Annotated in this window: 16 protein-coding genes and 1 tRNA gene; 6 read left to right on the top strand and 11 right to left on the bottom strand. The window is 74.6% G+C overall.

What is annotated here, in order from left to right:
- Positions 1 to 1,067: hypothetical protein (locus tag ACRYR9_RS12400; protein WP_432540195.1), on the top strand; the 1,067-nt coding region annotated here is incomplete at its 5' end.
- Positions 1,068 to 1,150: 83 nt separating this feature from the next.
- Here the strand turns inward: ACRYR9_RS12400 and ACRYR9_RS12395 are convergent.
- From ACRYR9_RS12395 to ACRYR9_RS12380, 4 genes are all read right to left on the bottom strand, one after another.
- The gene (locus ACRYR9_RS12395; RefSeq protein ID WP_432490911.1) at positions 1,151 to 2,086 is read right to left on the bottom strand and encodes a hypothetical protein; all 936 of its coding nucleotides are present in this window, start codon (positions 2,084 to 2,086) and stop codon (positions 1,151 to 1,153) included.
- Complete coding sequence (locus ACRYR9_RS12390) at positions 2,083 to 3,111, bottom strand: glycosyltransferase (RefSeq protein WP_432490913.1); 1,029 nt, start codon at positions 3,109 to 3,111, stop codon at positions 2,083 to 2,085. The genes ACRYR9_RS12395 and ACRYR9_RS12390 overlap by 4 nt, the downstream gene beginning before the upstream one ends.
- A gap of 71 nt (positions 3,112 to 3,182) precedes the next feature.
- The gene (locus ACRYR9_RS12385) at positions 3,183 to 4,580 is read right to left on the bottom strand and encodes a hypothetical protein (RefSeq protein ID WP_432490915.1); all 1,398 of its coding nucleotides are present in this window, start codon (positions 4,578 to 4,580) and stop codon (positions 3,183 to 3,185) included.
- A gap of 74 nt (positions 4,581 to 4,654) precedes the next feature.
- Positions 4,655 to 5,776: a YveK family protein gene (locus tag ACRYR9_RS12380; RefSeq protein WP_432526025.1), complete on the bottom strand. Its 1,122-nt coding sequence runs from the start codon at positions 5,774 to 5,776 to the stop codon at positions 4,655 to 4,657.
- A 160-nt stretch (positions 5,777 to 5,936) separates the two neighbouring features.
- On the opposite strand from ACRYR9_RS12380, the gene ACRYR9_RS12375 reads away from it, so the two are divergent.
- Positions 5,937 to 7,007, top strand: coding sequence for a hypothetical protein (locus ACRYR9_RS12375; protein ID WP_432490919.1), 1,071 nt, complete (start codon positions 5,937 to 5,939; stop codon positions 7,005 to 7,007).
- Positions 7,008 to 7,028: 21 nt separating this feature from the next.
- Here the strand turns inward: ACRYR9_RS12375 and ACRYR9_RS12370 are convergent, their stop codons facing one another.
- Entirely contained in the window at positions 7,029 to 8,561 is a 1,533-nt protein-coding gene (locus ACRYR9_RS12370; protein WP_432490920.1) for a lipopolysaccharide biosynthesis protein, read from the bottom strand.
- A 188-nt stretch (positions 8,562 to 8,749) separates the two neighbouring features.
- On the opposite strand from ACRYR9_RS12370, the gene ACRYR9_RS12365 reads away from it, so the two are divergent.
- Positions 8,750 to 9,802, top strand: a complete 1,053-nt coding sequence (locus ACRYR9_RS12365; RefSeq protein WP_432490922.1) for a glycosyltransferase family 4 protein — start codon at positions 8,750 to 8,752, stop codon at positions 9,800 to 9,802.
- The gene (locus ACRYR9_RS12360) at positions 9,799 to 10,740 is read left to right on the top strand and encodes a glycosyltransferase (RefSeq protein WP_432490924.1); all 942 of its coding nucleotides are present in this window, start codon (positions 9,799 to 9,801) and stop codon (positions 10,738 to 10,740) included. The genes ACRYR9_RS12365 and ACRYR9_RS12360 overlap by 4 nt, the downstream gene beginning before the upstream one ends.
- 66 nt (positions 10,741 to 10,806) lie before the next feature.
- On the opposite strand, the gene pth is transcribed toward ACRYR9_RS12360, so the two are convergent.
- From pth to ACRYR9_RS12335, 5 genes are all read right to left on the bottom strand, one after another.
- The gene (gene pth, locus ACRYR9_RS12355; RefSeq protein WP_432490926.1) at positions 10,807 to 11,403 is read right to left on the bottom strand and encodes an aminoacyl-tRNA hydrolase; all 597 of its coding nucleotides are present in this window, start codon (positions 11,401 to 11,403) and stop codon (positions 10,807 to 10,809) included.
- Positions 11,404 to 11,432: 29 nt separating this feature from the next.
- Positions 11,433 to 12,065, bottom strand: coding sequence for a 50S ribosomal protein L25/general stress protein Ctc (locus ACRYR9_RS12350; RefSeq protein WP_432490928.1), 633 nt, complete (start codon positions 12,063 to 12,065; stop codon positions 11,433 to 11,435).
- A 197-nt stretch (positions 12,066 to 12,262) separates the two neighbouring features.
- Positions 12,263 to 13,240 (bottom strand): ribose-phosphate diphosphokinase, encoded by a 978-nt coding sequence (locus ACRYR9_RS12345; RefSeq protein ID WP_432490930.1) that lies wholly within the window; start codon positions 13,238 to 13,240, stop codon positions 12,263 to 12,265.
- Positions 13,237 to 14,724, bottom strand: a complete 1,488-nt coding sequence (glmU, locus tag ACRYR9_RS12340; RefSeq protein ID WP_432491174.1) for a bifunctional UDP-N-acetylglucosamine diphosphorylase/glucosamine-1-phosphate N-acetyltransferase GlmU — start codon at positions 14,722 to 14,724, stop codon at positions 13,237 to 13,239. The genes ACRYR9_RS12345 and glmU overlap by 4 nt, the downstream gene beginning before the upstream one ends.
- Positions 14,725 to 14,939: 215 nt before the next feature.
- Positions 14,940 to 15,011: transfer RNA gene (locus tag ACRYR9_RS12335), tRNA-Gln, on the bottom strand.
- 147 nt (positions 15,012 to 15,158) lie between these two features.
- Between ACRYR9_RS12335 and ACRYR9_RS12330 the strand changes: the two genes are divergently transcribed.
- Together ACRYR9_RS12330 and ACRYR9_RS12325 are read left to right on the top strand one after the other, a co-directional pair.
- Positions 15,159 to 15,821, top strand: a complete 663-nt coding sequence (locus tag ACRYR9_RS12330; protein ID WP_432491176.1) for a TetR/AcrR family transcriptional regulator — start codon at positions 15,159 to 15,161, stop codon at positions 15,819 to 15,821.
- A 10-nt stretch (positions 15,822 to 15,831) separates the two neighbouring features.
- Positions 15,832 to 16,374 (top strand): MarR family winged helix-turn-helix transcriptional regulator, encoded by a 543-nt coding sequence (locus tag ACRYR9_RS12325; RefSeq protein ID WP_432490932.1) that lies wholly within the window; start codon positions 15,832 to 15,834, stop codon positions 16,372 to 16,374.
- Between the two features lie 61 nt (positions 16,375 to 16,435).
- On the opposite strand, the gene ACRYR9_RS12320 is transcribed toward ACRYR9_RS12325, so the two are convergent.
- Complete coding sequence (locus ACRYR9_RS12320) at positions 16,436 to 18,019, bottom strand: sugar transferase (protein ID WP_432509304.1); 1,584 nt, start codon at positions 18,017 to 18,019, stop codon at positions 16,436 to 16,438.
- Positions 18,020 to 18,150: the final 131 nt, after the last annotated feature.

The following is an 18,150-nucleotide window of genomic DNA, read 5'->3' as shown; positions in this document are numbered from 1 at the left end:
AGATCGCCGGCGGCAAGAACAAGGCCGCCCAGCGCACCTTCACCACCACCGTCAAGGACGGCAAGCTCGACCTGGGCTTCAAGGCCGACCAGGACAACGCCACCGTCGCCGCCATCCTCATCACCCCGGCCACCGGCACCACCCCGGCCCCCACCGCGACGCCGACGCCGACGCCGACGCCGACGCCGACCAAGACTCCCACCGCGACGCCGACGCCGACGCCGACCGCGACGCCGAGCACCGGCACCACCAGCGGCACCACCACCGACCGCGCCTCGTGGAAGGCCCCCACCCTGCAGAACCCGCTGGTCTGGGTGCCCAGCGCCTCCCAGCGCTACTTCAAGGCCCCCGCCGACCGCGACGTCCTCATCCAGTGGCCCTCCACCGCGCTGGACGTCCAGGGCGGCTTCGAGCTCACCGGCGGCCGCAACGTCGTCAGCACCGGCGGCACCGTGAAGTTCTCCAAGCGCTACTTCCCCTCCATGGTCGACCAGCCCAACAACAACCGCTGCCTGAAGATCAACGGCAACGACAAGCTCGGCGCCCCCCGCACCGTGCACGTCGAGGGCTTCCACTGCGCCGGCTCGCACATCTGGGAAGGCATCAACGTCGACTCCAAGGCCGAGCGCGCCGTGCTGACCGTGCAGTTCCGCGACATCCGCGTCGACGGCGTGCACGTGGAGTACCCCGGCGGCACCGGCAAGCACATCGGCGGCGACGCCCTGCAGGTCTGGAACGGCCCGCACCGCCTGTTCATCGACGGCTTCACCGCCAAGAACCTGGAGTACCAGGGCTTCTTCCTGCAGCCCTACCAGTTCGGCACCGGCAAGCTGGGCACCTGGGACATCCGCAACGTCAACCTCGAAGGCGCCGCGTCCCGCTCGGCCTACATCCTCTGGCTGGCCGGCACCCGCAACGCCAACGACTCCAACGGCGTGCAGATCAACGTCAAGAACGTCTACGTCCAGCCCGGCGGCGGACGCACCCGCGCCTCCTCGCTGTGGGAGGCCGACAAGGACTGGTACGACGTCACCATCGGCAAGCCCGCCCGCGACTTCGTGAGCTGAACCACCCGCACCACCACGGCGCCGGTGCTCCCCGACGGGGAGCACCGGCGCCGTCCTCGTTCAGCGGCGGCTCTCGTGCAGGGTCAGTCCTCGCGGTAGCCCGGAGACTCGTACCCGATGCCCGGCTCACCGTCGGGCATCGGGACCGTGAACTCCTCGACGACCTCGACCTCGCTCCAGACGTCCAGCGGGTAGAAGGTCATCTCCCGGCCACGGTCGTACTCCAGCGTCACCTGCACGTCGGTGACGGACAACCAGGGTGCCTCGTCCGGCGCCCAGAGCATGTAGCCGTGCCGCTCGACACCGGCCAGCCGCATCCGACGCAGGTCGAACTCCTCCGGCACCGGGCCGTCCTCGTCGAACTCGTTGGGCATGAGGAACATGGCCTGGTAGTTCGAGCTGCCGCTCAGCCCGTCGATGAGCAGGCGCCTCGGTCCCGCCCAGGTCTGGACGATGTCGGCGTGGTTGCCCTCGCGGCTGCCGGCGACCTTCTCGACGACGACGTTCTGCAGCTGCAGCACGCCGTCCGGTACGGCGAGGTTGAAACCCTCCGAGAGGTTGCCGGTCAGCCGGACCCCCTCGATGTGGATCGTGCCCTTCTGCCCCTTCAGGTACACCCCGCGACGGTCCAGCTCGACCTCGGACTCGTCGGGCGCGCGGATCTCGCCGCCGATGAGGACGATGTTGCGCCCGCCGGTGACGTCGAGCCCGCCCAGGACCTGCAGCGGCTCGTCGGGCAGCCGCAGGACGTAGTCCGTGTCGTCGTCGAGCACCAGGACGTGCTCGTCCTCCGTCACGTCGATCTCCACCGGGGAGTCCAGCTGCGGCGGCGCCCAGGTCAGGCGGCCGGCGGACCTCTCGCGCAGCAGCGCCACGGTGGCCGCGCCGCCGGCGATCGCGACGGCCCCGCCGATCCCGGCCAGCAGGAGGGCTCGGCGGCGCGGACGCGGTGGACCGGCCTCCGGCGCTGCTCCCCCGGCGTCCACCTCGCGCGGTCCCTCCACCGGAGGACCGGTCACGTACGGGTTTCCAGCACCGGTGCGGGTGCGACCGAACCACCGGCCGACAGGCGCAGCGCGGCCACGAGCCGCGCCCGCTGCTCGTCCCACCGGGCCGTCTGCTCACGGCGCGCCCGCTCCTCGCGCTCACCGTCACCGGTGTCGTCGAGAGCGGCCCTCAGCGCACGCGCGATCGACGCCGGCTCGTGGTCGGTGTGCCAGGCGTGCGGGAAGACCTCCCGCAGGACCGGCCAGTCGGAGACGACGAGCCGGCGGCCGACGTAGGCCGCTTCGTACCCCGCGCGCATGACGGACGTCCGTTCCGTGGTCAGCGTGAGGAGCACGTCGGCCGCCTCCACGGCTGCGCGGTACTCGCGCGGGCCCAGGAACCCGGTGAACTCGACGTTGGCGGGCGCGGAGCGACGCAGGTCCTCCGGGCAGCGCTCCAGGTCGCCGGTGATGCGCACGCGCACCTCCGGCAGCGAGCGCGCGGCCTCGACGACCTCGCGCACCGGCTCGTCGTCGGCGAACACGCCGACGAAGAGAACGGTGGGTCGTCCGGTGCGCGGCGGCGCCGCCTCCCACCCGGGGGGGGCCTCGTGCACCACGAGGCCGCGACCGCCCCAGCCGTCCACCACGTCCGCCCACTCCGGGGACGCGACCATGACCGTGTCGGCGCGGCGGGCGAGCCAGCGGTGGACGCCGAGCATCCGGCGCGCGACGGCGTTGCCCTTCACCCCGAAGGAGGAGGTGTGGCTGTCCAGGGCGAACGGGACGCGTGCGCACGCGGCGTACCCCGCCACGACCAGGGCCGGGAAGACCGGCGGGTTCGTGACGATGACCGAGCGCGGACGGTGGCGCACCAACCCCGCGGCGGTCAGGGCGACGCTCAGGCCGTACCGCCCGGCGACGCGCCACTTGCTGCGCCCGCCCAGGGGGTGGACGTGCAGCGCACGGCCCCCCAGGGAGCCGGCGATCTCAGCGGCGCGCCCGGCGTGCCGCTGCCACGTCACGTGCACCACCGGGGGTCGGGGTGCTGGTCCCACGGGACACCTCTCCTCGCAGTCGTTCCATCTCGGTCGGTCGTCGTGACGGACGGCGCCGTCGGGCACCGTGGTCAGCGTCGCGTGGGCCCGGCGGGCACCGCACCGCGCGGTGCGCCTGCCGGCACCACGCCCAGAGCCCGCGGTGCTCGCCCCGGGGAGTTCGCCAGCAGGGCGCCGGCGAAGCCGAACAGCGCGAGCGGCAGCCCGGCGTTCGTCAGGTACGGCCACACCATGAGCGCGGCGGGCAGGAAGACGAGCACGCCGACCAGCGCCATCGCGGCCGTGGCCGTGGGGCGGTCCGCCGATCGGGTGTGGCGGTAGGAGCGGACGAGCAGCGCCGCCATCGCCACGCACGCCGCGGCGACGAGGACCAGTCCCCCGCGCAGGGCCCAGGTGATGAACTGGTTCTCGGTGGAGGTGAAGAACACCGAGGACGGCAGTTCGTTGCCCACGCCGAACGCGGCTCCCTGCTCCAGCAGGGGGAAGTAGTCGCGCTGCCACACGAGGAACCGGTAGGCGACGGTCTGCGGGACGAGACCGCCGCCCGCACCGGAGGCCGCGGTCGTCTGCGCCTCGAAGCGGTCCAGCAGGATGGACGGGAAGAGCACCAGCGCACCGGCCGCGATGGCGGTGAGGACGGCCAGCGCCCGCCGGGTGCGGCGGGCGAGGAACGCCGCCACGACGATGGCCACCGGGGTCCAGAGGAACAGGGTGACCGTCACCGAGGCCACGAGGGCCGCGGCGTTCAGGGCGAGGACCGTGATCAGCGCGGGGCGCCGCAGGACCACGCGGTCGTCGCGCAGCAGCAGCAGGATCGCCACGACGGTGGGGATGATCAGGTACCCGCCCAGCGAGTGCCAGATCGGGAAGGGTCCCGTCACCCGGTTGAAGGACTCACCGCTGTCGCTGAGCAGGCCACCGCCGGTCAGGGCGATGAGCAGGCTCCTGACGCCCGGGACGTCGACGAACTGCAGCACGGCCATCGCTGCCGGCACGGCGCTGACCACGAGGGTCCAGCGCACGACGGTCACCACCTCGTCCGGGCCCGCGACGGAACGTGACGCCGTCCACCAGGCCAGGAACAGGAAGGCGGGCTGCAGACCGACCCGCAGGACGGTGTCGAACGAGGAGGAACCGTCGGCGGCGTGGTGGACGGCGAGCGCCGCCGCGACCAGGGCGAAGGAGAGGAGGGCGAGGTCGGCGCCGGTGAAGCGGCGCCAGCGGGCGGGCACGCGCAGCAGGACGGTGGCGGCGCACAGGGCCAGCAGCAGTTCCGACAGCTTCAGGCCCGGCACGCCCGCCCCGCGCCCCAGACCCGCCAGCGCGGGGACGACCGCGGAGACGAGCACGGCCGCGACCACGGGACGCAGCCACATCACCACCACGAGGGCGCTGACCACGAGGAGGCCGACCGGCGCGAGCGGGTGGACGGCGGCCGAGGCGCCGACGACGAGCGCCAGCAGGAGCACCGCGCAGACCGCGGCGGGGAGGCGTGCGTCCCGGCGCCCGGGGGCCACGCGCCGGTGGGCGCCCGGCAGCGAACTCACCGGCGGTCGGGCACCGCGTGGACGGCGTCCTGGTCGGCGGCGGTCTCCCGCTCCTGCGGCTCGACGGTGGCCGTGGCGGCCCGGTGCTCGCGAGGACGGCGCGCGGCCTCGTCGAGCACCACCACGACGGAGCCGACCTCCACGTCGCCCAGGCTGCCGACCGCGGCCTCGACGTCGCGCGCGCGGACACCGCTGGTGACGACCAGCAGCACGGCGTCGCCCTCCATGGCGCGGCGTTCCGCGGCGCCGTCCGTGCCCAGCGCACCGACGGGGTGCCAGTTGGGGTAGGGCGTGGAGCCCCGGCGCTCGGTGGAGAACACCGACAGCGAGGCGGCACGCATCTCCTGCACCAGCGCCTCGACCGCTCCCGCGCTGCCGCCGGGGACGGTCGCCACGGCGACGTGCCGGGTGGCCGAGTCCGTGAGGGTCCGCAGCACGACCGACTGCGCCTTGGCGGTGCGCTGGCCCCTGGTGAGGTCGAACACCGGCCACGGTGCGACGCGGCGCAGGTCCGCGGCGGTCCGCACCCGGCTGTCCAGGCGTTCCAGCAGGAGCGCCCCACCGATGCCGACGAGCAGGCCGACGACCACGGCGATCACCGGGGCGAGGGGTGCCAGGCCGGCCTGCTCGGTGGCGTCGGTCGGCAGGCTCAGAGCCCGCAGGTTGCCCTGCGGGATGTTCGGCTGCGGCGCGTTCAGCAGGTTCGCCAGGGCGGTGAAGTAGTCGTCCACCTCGGCCGCGGAGTCACCGGTGTACGTCACGCGGATGGCGGCGCTGCTCGGGACGTTCTCGACCACGACGCGGGCCAACAGGTGCGCGCGGCTCACCCCCAGGGTCGACGCCAAGCCGTCCAGCAACTGAGCGTCCTCAGCGAGCACCAGGGCGTAGTTCTGCGCCAGGCGCTCGGCGTCGTAGGGGGACGACGGCAACGTGCTGGGTGCCGCGGGTTCCCCCTCCGCGGTCGCGGGGGCCGTGGGGACGATGTACAGGGCGTTCGCCACGTAGGTCGTCCGCGAGACGCTGCCGACCGCCGCGTACGCCGCCAGGCCGCTGACGACCGCGGCCAGCACCGCGACGAGCCAGAAGCGTCGCAGCGCCTTGCCCAGGGGCTGGCGCACTCCTGCTGTCTGCATCACTAGGTTGCCCTCCCGAGCGTGAGAGCCTTCATCATGACAGAGGCCACCTGCCCTCGAGTCGTGTCCGGCGCAAGCGCAGGAGGTCTTCGCCTGAGCTTCACACGGACGGGTCAACCGTCGACGCCTGCCGAGGACGAGGTACATGCACGCCGCTTACTACAGCTGGTTCGACCCCGAGCGGACCCCCGAGCCGGTCCCGTGGGAACTGGGCGACCCGGCCGCCGCCCCCGTCGCGAACGGCCGGTTCTTCGCCGAGGTGCTGAGGAGCGTGGAGGAGCAGCTGGTGGCGGCCGACCCCGCCGCGGCGCGAGGGCTGCGCGGCGTCCGCGTCGTCGTCACCCCGAACCACTGGGAACTGCCGTGGACGGGACCGGGGGTCGTGCCGCTGCTCGTCCTGGACAACTGGTCGCGGGTGCCGCGCTGGGCCGACCAGGTCGACCTGGTCCTCGCGACGAACCGCGACCGCTCCTGGCGCGACGCCGTGGGCATGCTGCCCCGCCCGCTGGGTGCGCTGGAACTGCTGGACGAGGCGCGCGTGCGCGTCGAGCGGCGGTGGTGGGCCCACCGCGCGGGCACCCGCCCCTCGGGTCGCAACGTCGTCGCCCTCCCGCTGGGCTACGCGCACCAGCGGGAGGTTCCGCTCGTGCCCTGGGAGGAGCGGGACGTCGACGTCTACTTCGCCGGCAGCGCCTCGCACGGCATGGACAAGGGAGGTGCGCTGCGGCGCGCCGCGCGGCGGCACGTCGGGAACATCAAGACGGTGCACCGCACGAAGATGGGCGAGTCCGTCGACCACCTGCGCACCGCCCTGCCGGAGCTGCGCGTGCGCATCGACCTGGTCGACGGTGACCGCGCCGCCGACCACGCCGACACCTACAGCCGCGACATGGCGCGAGCACGCTTCTGCCTCGACCCGCGCGGCACCAGCCGGGAGACCTGGCGCTACTACGAGGCCGTGCGCAGCGGCACCGTGCCGGTGGTGACCTCCCTGCCGAGCGGGGGGCTGTACGCGGGTGCACCGGCCGTGCGGCTGCGGCACTGGTCGCAGCTCAGCTCGGCGATGCGCCACTACGCCGCCCACCCGGACCAGGCACGGGCGCTGCACGAGGAGTGCCTGCGCTGGTACGCGGACGCCGGGGGGCCGGAGGCGACGGCCCGCCGGCTCGTCCCGCACTTCCAGCGGGTGCTGGCGAACCTGCCGGCCGGGCGCTGAGCGCGGGGCGCCGCGACCCCCTCAGGGGGCCGCGGCGGCCACCGGCGGGCGCCGGCGACGCAGGGACCTCAACGAGGTGAGCACCTCGGCGACCGACCGGCGGCACAGCAGCAGGACGAGCAGCGCGTAGGCGAGGACGCCGAGCGCGCCGACCAGCACCGTCCCGGCGGTCCCCGGGTCCCACCAGCGGGCGAGCGCGAGGACGAGCCCGCCCGCCAGCGCGGTGGCCAGCAGCACCCTCCCCGTCTCGGCGTAGGACCCCCAGCCGACGCCCAGCAGCTTGCGGACCACGGCGGCCCGCAACGGCCAGGACAGGGCCATCCAGCCGGTCAGCCACCAGGCGAGGGCGACGAGGTCGCCGCCGCCGACCAGCAGGATGATCGTCACCTGGCCCGCGAGCTGCACGACGGTCACGGCGAGCTCCGCGCCCGGCCGGCCGGCGGCGAGCAGGGCGGAGCGGTGGAACTCGCTCAGCGAGAGCACGAGGCTGCGCAGCGCGAGCACCGCGGCGATGGAGGCCGCCAGGCGCCACTGCGAGCCGAAGACGGCCGGCACGACCACGTCGCTGAGCAGCGCCAGCGCCACCAGCACCGGGGCCAGCAGCAGGGCACCCAGCGCCGAGGTGCTGCCCAGGGCCCGCGCCAGCTGGCGACGGTCGTCGCGCACCTTGGCGAACACCGGCTGCGCCACCACGTTCACCACGGAGGAGAAGAGGTCGACGACCACGCCCACGAAGCGGCGGGCGACCGTCCAGTGCCCCAGCGAGGTGGTGCCGGTGACGGCACCCACCAGCAGCGACTCGCCCTGGTCGCGGGTCTGCTGGCCCAGCTGCACGAGCAGGGCGCTGGCGCCGAACCGCGTCATCGCCCGGGCCTCGACGCGGTCGAAGGCCCACGCCGGGCGGAAGTCGGTGCGCGCCCACAGCACCGCGCACGCCACCACGCTGCGCACGACGTGCTGGGCGACCAGCGCCCACACGCCGGCGCCCGCGAACGCCAGCGCGATCGCCACGACGACCGAGGTCACGGTCGCGGCCACCTGCCGCACCGCGAGGTCGCGGAACCGCAGCTCGCGCGAGAGCAGCGCGACGGGCACGCTGGAGGCGCCGGCCACGAGCACCGCCACCGAGACGGCGGGCAGGACCTGCGCCAGCTCCGGGGCGTCGAACGCGGCCGCCAGCGGCCGGGCGACCGCCACGAGCGCACCGGCCAGGAGCGCCCCCAGGGTCAGCGAGATGTAGAACGCCGTGCTCGTCGTGCGGCGCCCCACCTCGCGGGCCTGGATGAGGTAGGTGCTGAAGCCGGCGTCGGCCACCACGGTCAGCAGGGTGATGAACACCATCGCCAGGGCGACGACGCCGAACTCCTCCGGCTGCAGCAGCCGCCCCAGCAGCACGAACCCCACCAGGGTGCTCAGCCGGACGGACCACTTCTCCAGGGACGCCCACAGCACACCGACGAAAGCCTTGCGCCGCAACGTCCCGCCCCGTCCACCGCCCTGCGGCTGCGGACCTCCCGGCGCGCCGGGACCGGAGGGCTGCGGGGGGGCTTCCATGCGGTCAATGTAAGGCGCGGCCACCGCCCCCCGTGCCGGGACGGCTGCGACGCCCCCCATCCGGAACGCCCGGACCGTGTGCACCGCGCGGACCGCACGGCATAATGCGGCGGCGTAGGTGCGTGGGCGTCGGGGGGCGCCGTCACGCGGCCGCCGTCGCATCACGACCATCGTCAAGGGGGGACCGCGTGAAGGTGTTGCACATCGTCGAGGCGCTCGGCGGGGGGGTCACCAGCGCTCTGCGCGAGTACATCTCCGCCACGAGCGCCGACGCCGAGCACTTCGTGGCCGGCCGCCCGCGCCCCACGCACGGCACGGGCGACGACCTGGGCGCTCCCTCGGTGCGCGAACTGCCCTCGAAGCTCTCGCCGGTGCGGATGGTCGCCGCGGTGGAGGACGCCGTGCGCCGGACCCGCCCGGACGTCGTGCACGTGCACTCCTCGTGGGCCGGTGCGTACGCCCGCGCGAGCCTGCGGGTACCCGCCGACCGGGTGGTCTACACGCCGCACTGCTTCGGCTTCGAGCGCACCGACCTCTCGCGCGCGCACCGGCTCGCGCTGTACCGGGCCGAGCACCTCCTGGCCCGCCGCACCGCCGGCGTGGCGGCCGTCAGCCCCCGCGAGGCCGCACTCGCCGCCCGCCTGGGCGTGCGCCGCGTCGCGTACGTCCCGCAGGTCGTCTCGCTGCCCGGCTGGGCCCTGCGCGAGCGCGCCGCGGCGGCCGAGCAGCCGGGCGAGCACGGACCCCGCTACGTCACCGCCGGGCGCATCTGCCCGCAGAAGGACCCCGCGTTCTTCGCCGCGACGGCGCGGGAGCTGCTGCGCTCGCGCCCGGACGCGGAGGTCGTCTGGCTGGGCGGCGGGACGCCGCAGGACGAGGAGCGCCTGCGCTCGATCGGAGTCCGGGTGACCGGCTGGATCGAGCGTTCGGCCCTGCTGGGCGAGCTCGCCCGCGCGGACGTCTACGTCCACAGCGCGGCGTGGGAGGGCAGCCCGATGACGATCCTCGAGGCGGCGGAACTGGGCGTCCCCGTGGTCGCGCGCCGCATCGCAGCGCTGGAGTCCCTGGGGGTGCGCAGGCTGGAGCGGACGCCCTCGGCGCTGGCGTCCACCGCCGAGGAGACTGCCAAGGACCCGCAGTCCGCCGGTGTCGGCCTCGACCTCGCCGCGGTCCACAACTCCGCCGCTCAGCGCGAGGCGCTGCTGGGCCTCTACGAACAGGTTGCGAGCTCAGCACGGTGACAACGCTCCTCGTCGCGAACAACGGCGGCCACGTCAAGCAGCTGCACAGCTGGCTGCCCCGCCTCGGCCTCGAGGGTGACCGGGTCTGGGTGACCGTGCGGGCTCCCCAGACGACGGCCCTGCTGGCCGGGGAGCAGGTGTGCTGGGTGGACTACCCCGACGCCCGCGACTACCGCGCGCTGGTCCGGCACGCGCTGGCCACCCGCCACCTGTTCCGGCGCCACCGCTTCAGCACCGCCGTCAGCACCGGGGCCAGCCTGGCCCTGTCGGTGCTGCCGCAGGCGGCGGCGCGGGGCGTCGACACCCGGTTCATCGAGAGCGCCACGCGCTTCGAGGGCCCCTCGATGGCCGGCCGGGTGCTGGCCCGGGTGCCGAGGGTGCGCGTCTACACCCAGTACGAGCACCTGACGTCCGAGCGCTGGCGCTACGGCGGCTCGATCTTCGACGGCTTCACCGCCGCGCCGGGTGCCGAACCGCTGCCGGAACGTCCGCTGCGGGTCGTGGTCACCGTCGGGAGCACCGGTGCCTACGGTTTCCGGCGCCTGCTCGACAGGATGGTCCAGGTGCTGCCCGCGGACGCGGAAGTGCTGTGGCAGACCGGCTCCACCGACGTCACCGGACTGGACGTCGAGGCCCGGCCGGCGGTGCCCTCGGACGAGCTCGCCGCAGCGGTCGCCGCGGCGGACGTGGTCGTCGCCCACGCCGGGACCGGCTCGGCCCTGGGGGCGCTGGAGGCGGGCAAGTTCCCCCTGCTGGTGCCCCGCCGCACCGCGCACCGGGAGCACGTCGACGAGCACCAGGGGGAGATCGCACGGGCACTGGGCGAGCGCGGTCTCGCCCTGGTGCGCGAGGCGGACGAGATCACCCTGACGGACCTGCACCGGGCGGCCACCACGACGGTGCAGCGCCTGCAGGCACCGCCGCTCTTCGCGTGGTGAAGCTCGAGCGGTGAACCCCGCACGCTGAACCCCGGGCGACGGGGAGGGCGCGGGCTCCGTCGGGTGTCAGGTGGGGGCGTGGAACCTCTGCTGCGCCGCTTCCAGGCCGCGCGTCAGCAGTTCCTCCACCGCGTCGGCGGCGTCCAGCACCAGGAACGGCAGCTCCTTGCGCTCCGTGGAGGAGAACTCCTTCAACACGAAGTCGGCCGGGTCCTGTCGGCCCGGCGGGCGGCCGATCCCGACCCGCACCCGGGCGTAGTCCTTGCCCTGCAACGACTGCGAGATCGACCGCAGGCCGTTGTGCCCGCCCTCGCCCCCGCCGCGCTTGAGCCGCACGGCCCCGAAGGGGACGTCGAGCTCGTCGTGCACGACGACGATCCGGTCCAGCCCGACGTCGTAGTACCTGGCCAGGCCCGCCACGGGGCCGCCCGAGACGTTCATGTACGAGGTCGGGGCGGCCAGCACCGCCCGGGGGCCGGGGGCGCCGCCGGGACCGGTGCCCAGGCGCACCTCGGCGACCCTGGCGCCGGAACGGTGGCGCTTGAACGTGGCCGACGCGCGGCTCGCCAGTTCGGCGAGCACGGCCTGCCCGACGTTGTGCCGGGTCCGCTCGTACTCGGCGCCGGGGTTGCCCAACCCGACGACGAGCCACGCGTCGCTCACTCAGATCTCCCGTCGCGCGGAGCGCAGGCTCAGGCCGCGCCGCCCTGGTCGTCGGAGTGGCTCTGCTCACGCACGATGCCGGCCTCGGCCTCCAGGCCCTCCAGCTCCGCCTCGGCCTGTGCGGCGCTGGCGGCGCCCTGCACGACGGCGACGAGCTGAGCCGGGTCGCCGGCGAGGGTGGTGCCCTCGGGCAGGGTCACGTCGCCGGCGGCGATCTGGCTGCCGGCCTCCAGGCCCGCGAGGGACACCTCGAGGGACTCGGGCAGGTGGGTCGCCTCGGCCTCGACGGACAGCGTGGTCAGCTCCTGGTTGACGACGGTGTTCGGGGCGGCCTCGCCGGTCAGCACCAGGGTCACGTCCACGGTGACCTTCTCGCCGCTGCGCACGGCGATGAGGTCGACGTGCTTGATGAAGCCCTTGATCGGGTCGCGCTGGACGTCCTTGGGGAGCGTCAGGTGGCGCTCGCCGTCGACGTCGATCTCCAGCAGGACGTTGGACTGGCGCAGGGCGATCATCGTGGCGTGACCCGGCAGGGTCACGTGCACCGGCTCCTCGCCGTGGCCGTACACGACCGCGGGGATCTTGTCGGCGCGGCGGATGCGGCGGGCGGCGCCCTTGCCGAACTCGGTGCGCTTCTCGGCGGACAGCTTGGTCTCGGCCACGGGGTTCTCCTCGGGAGGTCGGGGTTCTCTTGCTGACACACCTCGGGAGGGCGCGGCGCGCCGTCCACCGCGTCGATCACGGAGGGTGGGTCTCGCGACCCGCGCCGTCCCTCGCCGAGGCAACCGGGCCCCAGTCTAACGGGGTCCGGCGCCCGGCCCGACCGCGCGCGGGGTCCCCGGCGGGACCCCGCCGCCCGTCAGCTGTGGCCGTCGAAGAGGCTGGTGACCGAGCCGTCGTCGAACACCTCGCGGATGGCGCGCGCCAGCAGCGGGGCGATCGACAGGACCGTCAACTGCGGGAAGCGCTGCGCCTCGGCGATCGGCAGGGTGTTGGTCACCACGAGCTCGGAGATCGGGGAGTTCTTCAGCCGGTCCACCGCCGGACCGGACAGCACCGCGTGGGTCGCGGTCGCGATGACGTCGGAGGCGCCGTTGGCCTTCAGCGCCTCGGCGGCCTGCACGATCGTGCCCGCGGTGTCGATGAGGTCGTCGACCAGGACGCAGGTGCGGCCCTCCACGTCACCGACGACCTCGTGGACCTTGACCTGGTTGGGGACGCTGGGGTCGCGCCGCTTGTGGATGATCGCCAGCGGCGCGCCCAGCCGGTCCGACCACAGGTCCGCGACCCGCACCCGGCCGGCGTCGGGGGACACGATCGTGAGGTTGGAGCGGTCGACGCGCTTGCCGATCTGGTCGGCCAGGATCGGCAGCGCCCACAGGTGGTCCACCGGGCCGTCGAAGAAGCCCTGGATCTGCGCGGTGTGCAGGTCCACCGACATGAGCCGGTCCGCGCCGGCGGTCTTGAACATGTCCGCCACCAGGCGCGCGGAGATCGGCTCGCGCCCGCGGCCCTTCTTGTCCTGGCGGGCGTACCCGTAGAACGGGGCGACCACGGTGATCCGCTTGGCGGACGCGCGCTTGAGCGCGTCCACCATGATCAGGTGCTCCATGATCCACTGGTTGACGTTCGCGGTGTGGCTCTGGATGACGAACGCGTCGGCGCCGCGCACGCTCTCCTCGAAGCGCACGTAGATCTCGGAGTTCGCGAAGTCGTAGGCGCTCGTGGGCACCAGCTCCGCGCCCAGCGCGGAGGACACCTCCTGCGCGAGCTCCGGGTGCGCGCGCCCGGAGATGAGCACCATCCGCTTCTCGCCCTGGGTGGTGATGCCGGTCATGGCTGCTGCTCCCTGCCCTCGGTGGTCGCTCCGGTGCCCTCGGTGGCGTCCGTGCTGCTCGTGCTGCTGGTGGTGGTGCTCGGGGTGGTGCTCGTGGTGCCCGCGCCGTCGGCACCCGGTGCCCCGGCGCGCAGCGCCGCCTCGGCGGCCGCCGTCCCGGGGCGGTGGCGCACCGTCCAGCCCTCGACGTTGCGCTGCGGCGCGACGCTGAGCGCCAGGGCCCCCGCCGGGACGTCCTTGCGGATGACGGTGCCGGCGCCGGAGTAGGCGCCGTCGCCGACCGTCACCGGCGCGACGTACATGGTGTCCGACCCCATGCGCACGTGGTCGCCGATGGTGGTGCGCGACTTGCCGACCCCGTCGTAGTTCACGAAGACGGAGCTGGCACCGATGTTGGAGTGCTCGCCGATCGTGGCGTCCCCCACGTACGTCAGGTGCGGGACCTTCGAGCCGCGCCCGATCTCGGCGTTCTTCGTCTCCACGAACGTGCCGATCCTGCCGTCGGCCCCCAGCCGGGTGCCCGGGCGCAGGTAGGCGAAGGGACCCACGCGCGTGCCCTCGCCCAGGACCGCGGAGCTGCCGTGGGTGCGCTCGACGACCGCACCGGCACCGACCTCGACGTCGGTGAGGGTGCAGTCCGGGCCGACCACGGCACCGCCGGCGACGCGGGTGCGCCCGTGCAGCTGCACCCCCGGCAGCAGCGTCACGTCCGCCGCCAGCTCCACGTCCGCGTCCACCCACGTGGTGCGGGGGTCGGTGACGGTGACGCCCGCGAGCATCCAGCGGCGCAGGGTGCGGGCGTTCGCCTCGGCGGACAGCTCCGCCAGCTGCAGCCGGTCGTTGACGCCGCGGATCTCCCACTCGTCCTGCACCGCCAGCGCCTCGACCCGCAGGCCGTCCGCGCGCAGCAGGCCGAGCACGTCCGTCAGGTACACCTCCCCGGCGGCGTTGTCGCGACCCACCCGGCCCAGCGCCCGGCGCAGCGCGGCCGCGTCGAACGCGTACACGCCCGAGTTGACCTCGCGCACCGCGCGCTGCTCCTCGGTGGCGTCCTTCTGCTCCACGATCGCGCTGACCCCCGCGGCGTCGCGCAGCACCCGCCCGTAGCCGGTCGGGTCGGCCAGCTCGGCGGTCAGGACGGTCATGGCGTTGCCGCCGGCGACGTGGGCGGCGACCAGGCGGCGCAGCGTGGCCGCCCCCAGCAGCGGCACGTCCCCGTAGGTGACCACGACGGTGCCGGCCAGGTCGGCGGGCAGGGCGTCCAGGCCGCACTGCACGGCGCGGCCGGTGCCGGGCACCTCGTCCTGCAGGGCCACCACGACGTCGGGGTCACCGGCGCGGACGGCCTCGGCGACCCGCTCGGCCTGGTGGCGCAGCACCACGGCGAGGTGCTGCGGTCCGGTGGCGCGCGCGGCGGCGAGGGCGTGCCCGACCAGCGGGCGGCCCCCGAGGGGGTGCAGGACCTTGGGCAGCTGCGACTTCATCCGGGTGCCCTCACCGGCTGCGAGGACCACCACGGCGGCGGGCGCCGGATCGGCGGGACCGGGCGGGGGTGCGGCGGTCGGGTCGGTGGTGTCGGCTGTGCTCACGCGGGACGCGCTCCTCGCGGGCTCGGGGCGGCGGAGGACCGGACCGGCGATCCGGCCCAGCCGTCCCGAGGATAACGGCCCCGCCGCGCCCGGCCGACCACCCCGCCACGCTCCCGGGAGAGGATTCGAACCCCTACTGGACGGGACCAAAACCCGCCGTGCTGCCGTTACACCACCCGGGAGTGCGCGCCGGCCCGCGGGACGGGCGGCACGGGGCCATCCTGCCAGCCCCCGCACCGGGGTCCGCCCCGCCCGCGCGCTCACCCGGTCGGCGCGCGCCCCGGCGCGCGGGGCAGGATGGGCGGGTGCCCCCTCGCCCCCGTTCCCGCATGACCGGTGGCGAGCGCCGCGAGCAGCTCATCGGCATCGGCCGCGCCCTGTTCGCCGAGCGCGGCGTGGAGGGCACGACGGTGGAGGAGATCGCCGCCCGCGCCGGGGTGTCCAAACCCCTGGTCTACGAGCACTTCGGCGGCAAGGAGGGCCTGTACGCGGTCGTGGTGGACCGCGAGATCGCGGCCCTGCTGTCGGCGATCACCGGCGCGCTGTCCGGGCGGGGCAGCCCGCGCACCCGGCTGGAGCGCTCCATCACCGCCCTGCTGGACTACATCGAGGGCTCCACCGACGGCTTCCGGATCCTCGTGCGCGACTCCCCCGCGGCCGGTTCCACCGGCACCTTCGCCAGCCTCATCTCCGACATCGCCCGGCAGGTGGAGCACCTGCTCGTCGACGCGTTCGCCGCGCGCGGCTTCCCCCCGCAGACGGCCTCGCTGTACGCGCAGGGGCTGGTCGGCATGGTGGCGGTGACCGGCCAGTGGTGGCTGGACACCCGGGAGCCGCCGAAGGAGGAGGTGGCCGCCCACCTGGTGAACCTGGCCTGGAACGGGCTGCGGGGCCTGGAGCGCTCCCCCCGGCTGCCGGCGCGCGAGCGCGGGGGCGCCGGGCCCGCCGCCCCGCCGGAGGAGCCCGGCGGGCAATCCCCCGGCACGCCCTAGAGTCGCTGCCGTGGCACGCGACGCAGGCCGGTCCCCGGGTGCTCAGCCGCCCGCCGACGAGGTCGACCTCATCGTCGCGGCGTGGCGGCGCGAGACGCCGCAGCTGGACGTGGAGCCGCTGGAGGTCCTCTCGAGGGTCGCGCGCCTGGCCCGGCACCTGGACCGGCTGCGGCGCGACGCCTTCGCCGCGCACGCCCTGGAGACGTGGGAGTTCGACGTCCTGGCCGCGCTGCGCCGGGCCGGCGCCCCGCACGAGCTGTCCCCCGGGCAGCTGGTCGTCCAGACCCTGGTGACCAGCGGCACCATGACGAACCGGGTGGACCGCCTGGCCGGGCGGGGCCTGGTGCAGCGCCGCCCGGACCCCGACGACGGGCGCAGCGTGCGGGTGCGGCTGACGGCGGAGGGCAGCGCGGTCGTCGACGCGGCCCTGGCGGACCTGGTGCGCGCCGAGCACCGGATGCTCGCCGTGCTGGACGGGCGGGAGCGCCGCTCGCTGGCCACGCTGCTGCGCCGGGTGGCGGCCCCGTTCGAGGCGCCGGGCGCACCCGGCTGACGCGCACCGGCCCCCGCACCGGAGCGGTGCAGGGGCCGGTGCGGGATCCGGAGCGCGGACGTCAGTAGGCGCCGCGGCCCCGCAGGACCGCGCCGGCGGTCTTCCACAGGATCATGAAGTCGAACGTGAACGACCAGTTCTCCACGTAGCGCACGTCCAGGCGCACCGACTCGGCCCAGTCCAGGTCCGAGCGGCCGTTGATCTGCCACAGGCCGGTCAGGCCCGGCTTGACCAGCAGGCGCCGGCGCATGTCGTGGCCGTACTTGTCGACCTCGGCCTGCAGCGGGGGGCGCGGCCCGACCAGCGACATCTCGCCGCGCAGCACGTTGATCAGCTGCGGCAGCTCGTCCACGGAGTAGCGGCGCATGACGCGTCCCACCCGGGTGATGCGCGGGTCGACCTTCATCTTGAACAGCACGCCGTTGCCGTCGGTGGCCTCGCGCAGGTCGATGAGCAGCTTCTCCGCGTCGGTGACCATCGAGCGGAACTTGAACATCGGGAAGAGCCGGCCGTCCTTGCCGACGCGCTGCTGCTTGAAGAACACCGGGCCCTTGCTGTCGAGCTTGATCAGCAGCGCGACGGCCAGCAGCACCGGGCTGAGCAGCACCAGCGCCGCGGCGGCCGCCGTGCGGTCGACGGTGGTCTTGGCCAGGCGGCGCACGCCGTTCAGCTCCGGGCGCTCCACGTGCAGCAGCGGAAGCCCGCACACGGGGCGGATGGCCACGCGCGGGCCGATGACCTCGGTCAGCGCCGGGGCGACGACCATGTCGGCGCGGGTGGCCTCCAGCTCCCAGCCGAGCCGGCGCAGCGCGGCCCCGTCCAGCTCCGGGCAGGCGGTGACGGCCACGACGTCGGCGTCGACGCTGGTGACGGCGTGGCGCACCTCCTCCAGGCTGCCGATGACGGGGATGCCGAGCTCGGTCAGCTCGGCGTCGTCCAGCGCGCTGCCCTTCCCGCCGGGCACGCAGGCGCCCACGATGCGCATGCCGTGGTAGGAGGCGCGGTGCAGCGAGCGGGCCATGCCGGCCACGGCGGCGCGGTGACCCACGGCCACGACGCTCTGCCCGGCCTCGCCGCGCGAGCGGCGCTCGTGCAGCTTGCGCCGGGTGGCGTAGCGGGCCACGAGGGTCAGCAGCGTGGCCAGCGGCAGGGCGACGACGACGTAGCCGCGGGCGACGTCGAGGCTGAACGCCCACGAGGAGGTGCCGACGAGGGCGACGACGGCCAGCGCCGCCGACAGCACGCGGTGGAACTCCTCCGAGCCGACCCCCAGGAAGCGCGGCTCGTAGGTGCGGAAGGCGCCCATGGCCACCACCCAGATGACGGGCAGCAGCACCGTGCAGGCCACGACGGCCCGGCCGGAGGTGGCGCCGAGGTCCACCGGCTGGCCGTTGAACCGGGCGAAGAAGCCGAGGCAGGCGGCGAGGGCCGCCACGGCGGCGTCCTGCACGGCGATCCGCTGCACGTACGCGCGCTGCCACGCGGGTGTGCGCTCGGAGGCGCCCAGCGAGGAGTGCTGGCGCGGCACCAGGAGGCGCTCGCGGCGTGCCGCGTCGACGTGCTCCTCCGCTGGCGAGGTCCCCAGGAGCCGGTCCTCCAGCTCCCCCGGGTCGGTCTTGCGTCCGGTCGCGTCGCTGATGCTCAAAGTCCCCCCTGGACTCTCGAACGGAACGCCGGTTCACCGGCCTGACCGCGCGGTCCACCCCCATGGCACGTCGCGGCCCGGCACAGCGTAGGGGAACGCCACCTGGACGGCGCAAGGGAAGCGGCCACGGT

The sequence above is a fragment of the Kineococcus auxinigenes genome (assembly GCF_050871525.1).
Lineage (GTDB): Bacteria > Actinomycetota > Actinomycetes > Actinomycetales > Kineococcaceae > Kineococcus.
Note: the sequence above shows the minus strand (reverse complement) of the source record. Positions and strands in the feature narration are given on the sequence as shown.

Coding starts and splice junctions, on each gene's coding strand:
- ACRYR9_RS12345 (WP_432490930.1), bottom strand. CDS start 13,240: ATGACCGGCATCACCACCCAGGGCGAGAAGCGGATGGTGCTCATCTCC.
- ACRYR9_RS12370 (WP_432490920.1), bottom strand. CDS start 8,561: ATGGAAGCCCCCCCGCAGCCCTCCGGTCCCGGCGCGCCGGGAGGTCCG.
- ACRYR9_RS12375 (WP_432490919.1), top strand. CDS start 5,937: ATGCACGCCGCTTACTACAGCTGGTTCGACCCCGAGCGGACCCCCGAG.
- ACRYR9_RS12330 (WP_432491176.1), top strand. CDS start 15,159: ATGACCGGTGGCGAGCGCCGCGAGCAGCTCATCGGCATCGGCCGCGCC.
- glmU (WP_432491174.1), bottom strand. CDS start 14,724: ATGAAGTCGCAGCTGCCCAAGGTCCTGCACCCCCTCGGGGGCCGCCCG.